The sequence below is a fragment of the Piscinibacter sp. genome (genome assembly GCF_050175855.1).
In the GTDB taxonomy this organism is placed as follows: Bacteria; Pseudomonadota; Gammaproteobacteria; order Burkholderiales; family Burkholderiaceae_C; genus Piscinibacter.
On the sequence record NZ_JBFXIO010000209.1, the window covers coordinates 1 to 8,820 of the forward strand.

Genomic DNA, 8,820 nt, shown 5'->3' on the forward strand with positions numbered 1-8,820 from the left:
GGCGGCGAACGCGGCCGGATCGGTGGCGTCGACGAAGCGGGTCTCGATGCCGAACTTCTTCAGGTTGACGGCCAGCATCGTCACCGTGCCGCCATACAGCGCACCGGCCGCGACGACATGGTCGCCCTGCTGCAGCAGCGTCATCAGCGCCATGGCCTCGGCGGCCATGCCGCTGGACGAGGCCACCGCGGCGCGGCCGCCTTCGAGCGCGGCGACGCGCTCCTCGAGCGCGGCCACCGTGGGGTTGGACAGACGCGAGTAGACGTTGCCGAAGGTCTGCAGGTTGAACAGCGAAGCCGCGTGGTCGGCGCTGTCGAACACGAAGCTGGTGGTCTGGTAGATCGGCAACGCCCGCGCGCCGGTGGCGGCATCGGGGATCTGCCCGGCGTGGACGGCCAGGGTCTCGGCGCGGAACTCGTGGTCGGGCATGGCGGACGGGTTCAGACGGGGCGACGCGCCGAGATCACGCGGGTGTTCACGCCGGCCCAGTTCAGCCCGCCGAACAGGCGGGCATGCTCGATCTTCACGCAGCGGTCCATCACCGAATCGATCCCGGCCTCGCGGGCGACCGCATTGGCCTCGAGGTTGAGCACGCCCAGCTGTTGCCAGAGGCACTTCGCGCCGATGGCCACGGCCGCGCGCGCGATCGGCGGCACGTCGGCCGGCTTGCGGAACACGTCGACCATGTCGACGCGAAAGGGGATGGCCTCCAGGCTCGGGTAGCAGGTCTCGCCCAGCACCTGCTCGTAGCGCGGGTTGACGGGCACGATGCGATAGCCGTGCTCCTGCATGTACTTGGCCGCGAAGAAGCTCGGCCGGTGCCACTCGGCCGACAGGCCCACCACCGCGATCGTGCGGCAGCTCCTGAGGATGCTGCGCAGCTCGGTGATGGTGTCGGCCATGCCGTGACGATAGCCGATCGCCGTGCGCGTGCAGAATGCGCAGTGCCCCCGGTCTTTCCCTCAGTCCGCGGTGACGGCGGCCGAAAACCCTGCGGTGATGCGCGCGTCGATCCTTGCCTGCCTGCTCGTTCTGGGCATCGTTCCGCCTGGCGATGCACATGCCGCCACGTCCCGGGCCGACAGCCTGCGAGCGATCGACCAACGCGTGGCCGACGACCCGCGCGCGGCCATCTCCTTCGCCCGCGAGCGCCTCGCAGAGGCCGACAGCCCGGCCGAAAGCTTCTGGCCCCTGCTGGGCCTGGCCCGGGCGCAGAACATGCTCGAACGCCCGGCCGACGCCGGACGGACCCTGGCCGATGCCGCGGCCGCGCTGGAACGCTGGCCTGGGGCCGGGCCCGCCCACCGGGCCTGGCTGGAGCTGGTGCGCCTGCAGACCTCCTGGCCCCTCGAGGAACCACGCCGCGCCCGCGAACGCATGACCCTGCTGCAGCGCCAGGTGGCGACGGCGGGCGACGCGGTACTGGAGTGCGAGCGGCAGGAGGTCGACTTGGCCATGCTGATCGACGTCGGCAGCCTCGACGAAGCCTGGCTTGCCGCCGAGGCGGCCGAGCGTTGCGGCCGCGAGTTGGGCCTTCGTTCGATCGAGGCGACGGCCCTGCTGTCGATGGGCGCGATCGCGGCGCGTGGCCGGGCGCGCACGCAGGCCGACGCCGACGTGCACTTCGAACGTGCCCTGCGCGCCCTGGGCGACGAGCCGGCGCGCATGGTGCGCAGCATCGTGTTCTGGGAACGCGCCAACGCCTTGCGTGCCGCCAAGCGCTGGGACGCCGCGGCGCGGCAGTTCGAGGCCGCACGTGAACTGTCGCAGGCGCTGGACGATTCGGCCGGCATCGCCGCGGCCAACATCGGCGAGGCCGACGTGCACATCCGGCTCGGCGAGCCAGCGCGTGCCCTGCCCCTTCTGACGCAGGCGCGTCGCCTGCTCGAAGGTTCGGACGACGGCTATCGCATGCTCTCCGTCGCCGAGTACACGATCACGGCGCTGGCGAAGCTGGGCCGCGCCGAAGTGCTGAGCGAGATCCAGCGCGCACGCCGCTGGGACACGCCGACCCAGCCGGCGGCATCGCGGGCCCGCCTGGCCCGCGCCATGGCGGCCGGCTACGCCTCGATGGGCCGTTATGCCGACGCCTACGCGCAGACGCAACGCGCCGAGAGCTTCCAGGACGAAGGCCGTGCCTTCGCCGGCGACGTGCAGATGCTGCGCCTGGAAGCGCGCTATGCCGCAGCCCAGCGCGAAGCCGAAAACGCCGAACTGCGCCACCGCAGCGAAACCGCGCGCCTGGCGCTCGAAGCCGAGACGGCCAAGCAGCGGGCCTTGTGGGCGGCCGTGGCCACCTTGGCGTTGCTCAGCGCCGGCGCCCTTGCCTTCGGCTGGCGCGCGCTGGCGCGCCGCCGCACGCTGGCCGACCTGGCGCTGCGCGACGAACTCACCGGCGCGCCGAACCGCCGCGCCGTGCTCGCCTATGCCCAGGCGCAATTCGAGCAGTCCCGCCGGCTCGGCGTGCCGCTGACGCTGGCGATGATCGACCTCGATCACTTCAAGCGCGTCAACGACACCCTGGGCCATGCCGGTGGCGATGCGGTGCTGCGCGCCCTGGCCGGCGCGGCCCGCAGCGTGCTGCGCGGGCAGGACCGGCTCGGCCGCTGGGGCGGCGAGGAATGGCTGCTGGTGATGCCGGGCACCGCGGCCGACGAGGTGCCGGCCGTCTTCCAGCGGCTGCGCAGCCGATTCGCCGCGACGCCGGCCGAAGGCATCGAGGGCGCGCACGGCTGCACCTTCTCGATGGGCGCGGCCGCGTTCACCGCACAGACCGCCTCGCTCGACGAACTGGTGGCCGAGTGCGACCGGCAGCTTTACCGCGCCAAGCAGAGCGGCCGCGACCGCCTGTGCTTCACCGGCTGACGGAAAGGAAAAAGCCCGCGGCTCGCGCCGCGGGCTTCCCTGTCTCCTCGGTCCTCGCGCGGGACCGGCGTCCCGCTCAGGCGTGCTTCTTGTCGAAGAACTGCTCGTCTTCCGTCGAGCCCTTCAGCGCGGCGGTCGAGGCTTGCGCTTCGATGGTCGTCGTCACGGCGTCGAAGTAGCCGGTGCCGACCTCGCGCTGGTGCTTCACCGCGGTGAAGCCGCGCTCGGCGGCGGCGAACTCCTTCTGCTGCAGATCGACGAAGGCCGTCATGTTGTTGCGGGCGTAGCCGTAGGCCAGGTCGAACATCGAGTAGTTCAGGCTGTGGAAGCCGGCCAGCGTGATGAACTGGAACTTGTAGCCCATCGCGCCCAGCTCGCGCTGGAACTTGGCGATCGTCGCGTCGTCGAGGTTCTTCTTCCAGTTGAACGACGGCGAGCAGTTGTAGGCCAGCAGCTTGCCCGGGAACTTGGCGTGGATCGCGTCGGCGAAGGCCTTGGCGAACGCGAGGTCGGGCTTGCCGGTCTCGCACCAGATCAGGTCGGCGTACTCGGCGTAGGCCAGGCCGCGGCTGATCGACTGCTCCAGGCCGTTGCGGGTCTTGAAGAAGCCTTCGACGGTGCGCTCGCCGGTCATGAACGGCTTGTCGTTGTCGTCGACGTCGCTGGTGACGAGGTCGGCGGCTTCGGCGTCGGTGCGGGCCAGCAGGATGGTCGGGGTGCCCATCACGTCGGCGGCCAGGCGCGCGGCGACCAGCTTGGCCACGGCTTCACGCGTCGGCACCAGCACCTTGCCGCCCATGTGGCCGCACTTCTTGACCGAGGCGAGCTGGTCTTCGAAGTGAACGCCGGCGGCGCCGGCGTCGATCATCGCCTTCATCAGCTCGAAGGCGTTGAGCACGCCGCCGAAGCCGGCTTCGGCATCGGCCACGATCGGCGCGAAGAAGTCGACATCGTTCTTGCCTTCGCTCCACTGGATCTCGTCGGCGCGCTTGAAGGTGGCGTTGATGCGCTTGACGACCTTCGGCACGGAGTCGACCGCGTACAGCGACTGGTCGGGGTACATCTCGCCGTTGCTGTTGGCGTCACCGGCGACCTGCCAGCCCGACAGGTAGATGGCCTTCAGGCCGGCCTTGACCTGCTGCATCGCCTGGTTGCCGGTCAGCGCGCCGAGCGAGTTGACGAACGGCTCGGTGTTCAGCAGGTTCCAGAGCTTCTCGGCGCCGCGCTTGGCCAGCGTGTGCTCGATCTGCAGCGAGCCGCGCAGGCGCACCACGTCGGCGGCGGTATAGCCGCGCTTGATGCCCTTCCAGCGCGGGTTCTCCGCCCAATCCTTCTCGAGGGCGGCAATTTGCTGTTCGCGGGTCAGATTCGTCATGAGGACCTCCGTGAGTGATGTGAAGACAGGGACTGAAGACTCGCAATCTCTGGCCTCAAGGTTAGTCACGGCGATGACGCATGGGAAGACTTATGTCTTATAGAAGACTAAAAATGTTATCCCGATAAATCAATGACTTACAGCATTCGTTCCGGGATACGGAAGATCGTTCTTCACGATGAGAAAGATTGCGGCGGTGCAGCAAGCGCGAATTCCGCAATGCGGAAAGGACATCTCCGATCATGAAATGCACGCGACCTCAGCCGGCATCGTCGAGCCAGCGCGCATAGAGGCGCGCCGCCAGCGCCTGCTGGGCGGCCAGGCAACGGCCCGCCATGGCCCGCATCGCCTCGCCGCTCTGCACGGTCGGGCACGACTGCTGCAACTGCAGGAACTCCGGATCACGCGAGGCCGACCACAGCGCAAGCTTGCCCTCATCCACCTCGACGTGGAACTGCATCGCCAGGTGCCGGCCGATCGCAAAGGCCTGGTGCGGACAGGCTGCGCTGCCGGCCAGCGACACGGCTTCGCGAGGCAGATCGAACGCCTCGTAGTGCCAGTGGAACACCGTGACCGCGTCCACCTCGCCGAACCACTCGCGGGCCTGGGCGTGGGCGTGCACCGCTGCGCGCTGCCAGCCGATCTCCGGCGCCGGTGACTCGGCGACCCGCGCCCCCAACGCCGTTGCCATCAGCTGGCCGCCCAGGCAGTGGCCGATCACCGGCAGGTCTCGCGCCATGCTCTGCCGGATCAGCGCTTCGGCACGCCGCAGCGAAGGCAGTTCGTCGTTGACGCTCATCTCGCCACCCAGCACCGCCAGCGCGCCGAATCCGTTCATCGAGGCCGGGAAATCCTGCCCCGCCGCGCTGTTGAACACGGCGAAGGGCCGACCCTGCTCGCGCAGCCAGGTGGCCAGGTAGCCCGGGCCGTCGGTGTCCATGTGCTGGAGCACGAGCACCGGCTTCATGCGCGCACCGCCGACAGGAAGTCGCCCAGTGCGGTCACCAGCGGCTGGGCATCGCCGAAGCGTGTCTGCGGCGAGACCAGCAGCATGTTGTGGAAGGGCGTGATGACGATGCCGCGGTTGAGCAGCCACAGGTGCAGCGCGCGCTCGACGCCCTCGTCCATCGCGGCCCTCGCCTGTACGGCGTTGGCGGGCGGCTCCGTGCAGAACTGCAGCTCCATGCGTGCGCCCAGCCGCGTCACGGTCCAGGGCGCGCCGTGCTGCTGCAAGGTCTCGCGCAGGCGCGCCTCGACCGCCGCTGCGGTGGCGAGCATCTGGTCGTAGGCAGCTGCCGTCATCACCTCGCCGAGGCTGGCGTGCAGCGCCGCCATGGCCAGCAGGTTGGCCGACAGCGTGGTGCCGATGCCCGAGTGCCCGTCGGGCGCGGCGTGCTTGGCCGTCTCCATGCGCCCGTTCATCGCCTCGGTGAAGCCGTAGACCGCACAAGGCAGGCCGCCGGCCACCGCCTTGCCCACCACGATGAAATCGGGCGACAGGCCCTCCACGCGGGCATGCCCGCCCCAGCCGCTGCTGACGGTGTGCGTCTCGTCGAGCACGAACAGCGCAGCGTGGCGACGGCAGGCTGCCTGCAACTGCGCGAGGAAACCCGGCTGCGGCGGCACCAGGCCGCAGTTGGTCAGAGCCGGTTCGGTGAGGACGCAGGCCACGTCGCCCCGCGCCAGCGCCGCCTCCACCGCAGCGATGTCGGTGAACGGCACCACCACCGTGCCCAGCGCCAGGTCGTGCACCTGGCCGAGCAGGCTGGCGCGGGTGATCGTGCGCTGCTGGGCGTCCATGTCGACCAGCGTGTCGTCCACCGTGCCGTGGTAGCAGCCGTCGAAGACCAGCACCTTGCGCCGGCCGGTGACGGCGCGCGCCCAACGGAGCACGAAGCGGTTGGCGTCGCTGGCGCTGAGCGTCACCTGCCAGCGCGGCAGGCCGAAGCACTCGGCCAGGCGCCGGCCGACCTCGGATGTCAGCGTCGAGGGCAGCATGGCCGTCAGGCCGCGCTGCGCCTGCGCGGCGATCGCGCGGGCCACCGGCGCCGGGCTGTGGCCGAACATCGCTCCGGTGTCGCCGAGGCAGAAGTCGAGGTACTCGTGGCCGTCCGCGCACCACAGGCGGTTGCCCTCGGCGCGCTGCACGTGCAGCGTGGCAGGTGTCGGCCAGTCGCGCATCCAGTGCAGCGGTACGCCGAACAGGTAGTGCGCGGCGTCCTCGCCGGACAGGGCCACGCTGCGCGGATGGGTGTCGATGAAGCGTTGCGTCTCCTGCGCGTGCAGGGCGGCGAGTGCGTGGTGGTCGATGCGGAAGTCAGCGGTCGTCATGAAGGCGTTCGACGGGTGGCGGCTCTTATGATCGCCCGCCAGTGTGCAGCAGGACGTCTCGATGACCAGCTTTGCCTATCTCTCCAACAACGCCTTCCTCAAGGCTCCGGTCGCCAGCCCGGCCACGCCCTTCGCCGTGGCCGGTATCGCCTGGGACGGCTCGGTCACCAACCGGCCCGGCGCGCGCTTCGGACCGCGAGCGATCCGCGAGGCGAGCCACATGCTGTGCGATGCCATCCATCCGCTGTTCGACGTCTCGCCCGAGGGCCGACTCGGCGACGCCGGTGACCTGCCGCTGCCGAACACCAGCCTGGCGGCAATGCGCGAGGCGATGACGCCGCTGGTCGAACGCTTGATCGCGTCGCACCACATGGCCTGGCTGGGCGGCGACCACAGCATCACGCTGCCACTGCTGCGCGCCTATCGCAAACATCTGGGCCGCCCGCTGGCGGTGATCCACTTCGACGCGCACTGCGATACCTGGAAAGACCACTTCGGCGAGCCCAGCGGTCACGGCACCTGGGTCTACGAGGCCCTCCAGGAAGGCCTGGTGGTACGCGAATGCTTCACCCAGTTGGGCATCCGCTCGGCGGGCGCCCGCGAAGCGCGCGACTACGTGCGCGACCAGGGCGGCCTGATCTTCACCGCCCGCGACCTGCGCGGGCTCGAGAACGCGGAGCAACTCGCGCCGGCATTCGGCGCCATCCGCGAGCGGCTCGCCACCCATGGCAATCCGCCCGTCTATCTCAGCCTGGACATCGACTGCCTCGACCCGGCATTCGCGCCCGGCACCGGAACGCCCGAGCCCGGCGGCATGAGCACCAATCAGGTGCTCACCGTGCTCGAAGAACTGGCAGACCTGCCCTTCATCGGGATGGACTGCGTCGAGGTTGCACCACCTTATGACCACGCCGAGCTGAGCAGCCAGGCGGCCGCCCATTTCGTCTGGACCTACCTCTGCGGGCGCTTGCGAATGCCTTGACCTGTCGCAACTGCTGCACTGCAGCACCGCGAAGAATGGAGCCAGCACATCACCAGACGCGGAGGTTCCATGGGATCGGTCCTGAAGTTCAACCCCGGCGGCACCGACTTCAAGGCGCTGGACGCCTGTCACCAGGAGATCGCAGCGCATCTCGACCGGCTGGCGGCGCTGTTCGCGCACCTCGACGCAGAGGGCGTCGATGGCCACGCGCAGCAGGAGGCCCGGGCGATCGAGGCCTTCTTCTCCGAGACTTCGCAGGCGCATCACCAGGAAGAGGAAGCCAAGGTCTTCCCCGCCCTGCTCGCTTCGAGCGACGAGGCGCTGGTAGCGACCGTGCGCATGCTCCAGCAGGACCATGGCTGGATCGAGGAGGACTGGCTGGCCATCGCGCCGCAGCTGCGCGCCATCGCCGCCGGCTACAGCTGGTACGACCCCGACGAGCTGCGCCACGGCATCGAGGTCTTCCTCGAACTCTGCCGAGAGCACATCCAGCTCGAGGAGTCGATCATCTATCCCGAAGCCAAGGCGATGGCTGCCAAGCTGGCGCGCCGCCGCGCCACGCTGCCGCCGCTGCAGTTCACAAGGGAAGCGCCGTCGTCTTCTTGACGGTGCGCAGCACCAGCATCGAGTTCGAACGCGCCACGCCGGGCAGGTGCATCAGCACCTGCGAGTGGAAGCGCTCCAGGTCCTCGGCGTCGCGGTAGGTGAAGCGGATCAGGTAGTCGTTCTCGCCGGCCACGTAGAAGCAGTCGAGGATCTCCGGCGTGTCGCGCACAGCCTGCTCGAAGGCCTCGAGCAGCGGCGTGCTCATGCTCTCGAGGTTGAGGATGGTGTAGCTGATGCCGTGCTTGCCCACCGCCTTGGCATTGAGCAGCGCCACGTACTGCGCGATCACGCCGGCATCCTCGAGCGCCTTCACGCGCCGCAGGCAGGCCGATGGCGACAGGTGGACACGCTGCGCCAGCTCCTGGTTGGAGATCCGGCCCTCGTGCTGGAGCACCTCCAGGATGGCCCGATCGATCGAATCCAGTTGCACGTCGGAGGCTTTGCTTCGCATCTTCTGCGTAGTTCTCGATACTTCATCGAATCATATTGCATGCGCGAGGGTGAACCCGGCGCGATTGCGCAAGCACATTGCGCCGGGGTTTCTCTAGACTCGACCCGTGCTCGATTGCACACTCGGTCGCATCGAGAACCATGGAATCCAGGAGAGCCACGACATGAACAAAGCCATCGATCCCGCCGTGCTGGCGGTGGCCCAGGAGGG

Annotated in this window: 9 protein-coding genes; 3 read left to right on the plus strand and 6 right to left on the minus strand. The window is 69.1% G+C overall.

Translation table 11 applies throughout. The features are described 5' to 3' along the window. On the minus strand, positions 1-429 hold a 429-nt coding region (locus tag AB7U92_RS15795), incomplete at its 3' end, for a PLP-dependent transferase (RefSeq protein WP_428578770.1). Between the two features lie 11 nt (positions 430-440). After that, complete coding sequence (locus AB7U92_RS15800; protein WP_428578773.1) at positions 441-902, minus strand: CoA-binding protein; 462 nt, start codon at positions 900-902, stop codon at positions 441-443. Positions 903-972: 70 nt separating this feature from the next. Here AB7U92_RS15800 and AB7U92_RS15805 point away from each other — a divergent pair, with 70 nt between their 5' ends. Beyond that, positions 973-2,865: a diguanylate cyclase gene (locus AB7U92_RS15805; protein ID WP_428578776.1), complete on the plus strand. Its 1,893-nt coding sequence runs from the start codon at positions 973-975 to the stop codon at positions 2,863-2,865. Between the two features lie 76 nt (positions 2,866-2,941). Here AB7U92_RS15805 and aceA read toward each other — a convergent pair whose 3' ends face one another. The 3 genes from aceA to AB7U92_RS15820 form a co-directional block, all read right to left on the minus strand. Continuing rightward, positions 2,942-4,240, minus strand: a complete 1,299-nt coding sequence (aceA, locus tag AB7U92_RS15810; protein WP_428578779.1) for an isocitrate lyase — start codon at positions 4,238-4,240, stop codon at positions 2,942-2,944. 259 nt (positions 4,241-4,499) lie between these two features. After that, the gene (locus AB7U92_RS15815; protein WP_428578782.1) at positions 4,500-5,207 is read right to left on the minus strand and encodes a type 1 glutamine amidotransferase; all 708 of its coding nucleotides are present in this window, start codon (positions 5,205-5,207) and stop codon (positions 4,500-4,502) included. Further along, on the minus strand, positions 5,204-6,571 hold the full coding sequence (locus AB7U92_RS15820; RefSeq protein WP_428578784.1) for an aspartate aminotransferase family protein: 1,368 nt from the start codon (positions 6,569-6,571) through the stop codon (positions 5,204-5,206). Before AB7U92_RS15820 ends, AB7U92_RS15815 begins: the two co-directional genes overlap by 4 nt. 61 nt (positions 6,572-6,632) lie before the next feature. Here AB7U92_RS15820 and speB point away from each other — a divergent pair, with 61 nt between their 5' ends. Together speB and AB7U92_RS15830 are read left to right on the plus strand one after the other, a co-directional pair. After that, entirely contained in the window at positions 6,633-7,553 is a 921-nt protein-coding gene (gene speB, locus AB7U92_RS15825) for an agmatinase (protein WP_428578787.1), read from the plus strand. Positions 7,554-7,622: 69 nt separating this feature from the next. Further along, positions 7,623-8,159, plus strand: coding sequence for a hemerythrin domain-containing protein (locus AB7U92_RS15830; protein WP_428578790.1), 537 nt, complete (start codon positions 7,623-7,625; stop codon positions 8,157-8,159). Here AB7U92_RS15830 and AB7U92_RS15835 read toward each other — a convergent pair. After that, entirely contained in the window at positions 8,131-8,610 is a 480-nt protein-coding gene (locus AB7U92_RS15835) for an Lrp/AsnC family transcriptional regulator (RefSeq protein ID WP_428578793.1), read from the minus strand. The two genes, AB7U92_RS15830 and AB7U92_RS15835, sit on opposite strands and share 29 nt — an antisense overlap. Positions 8,611-8,820: the final 210 nt, after the last annotated feature.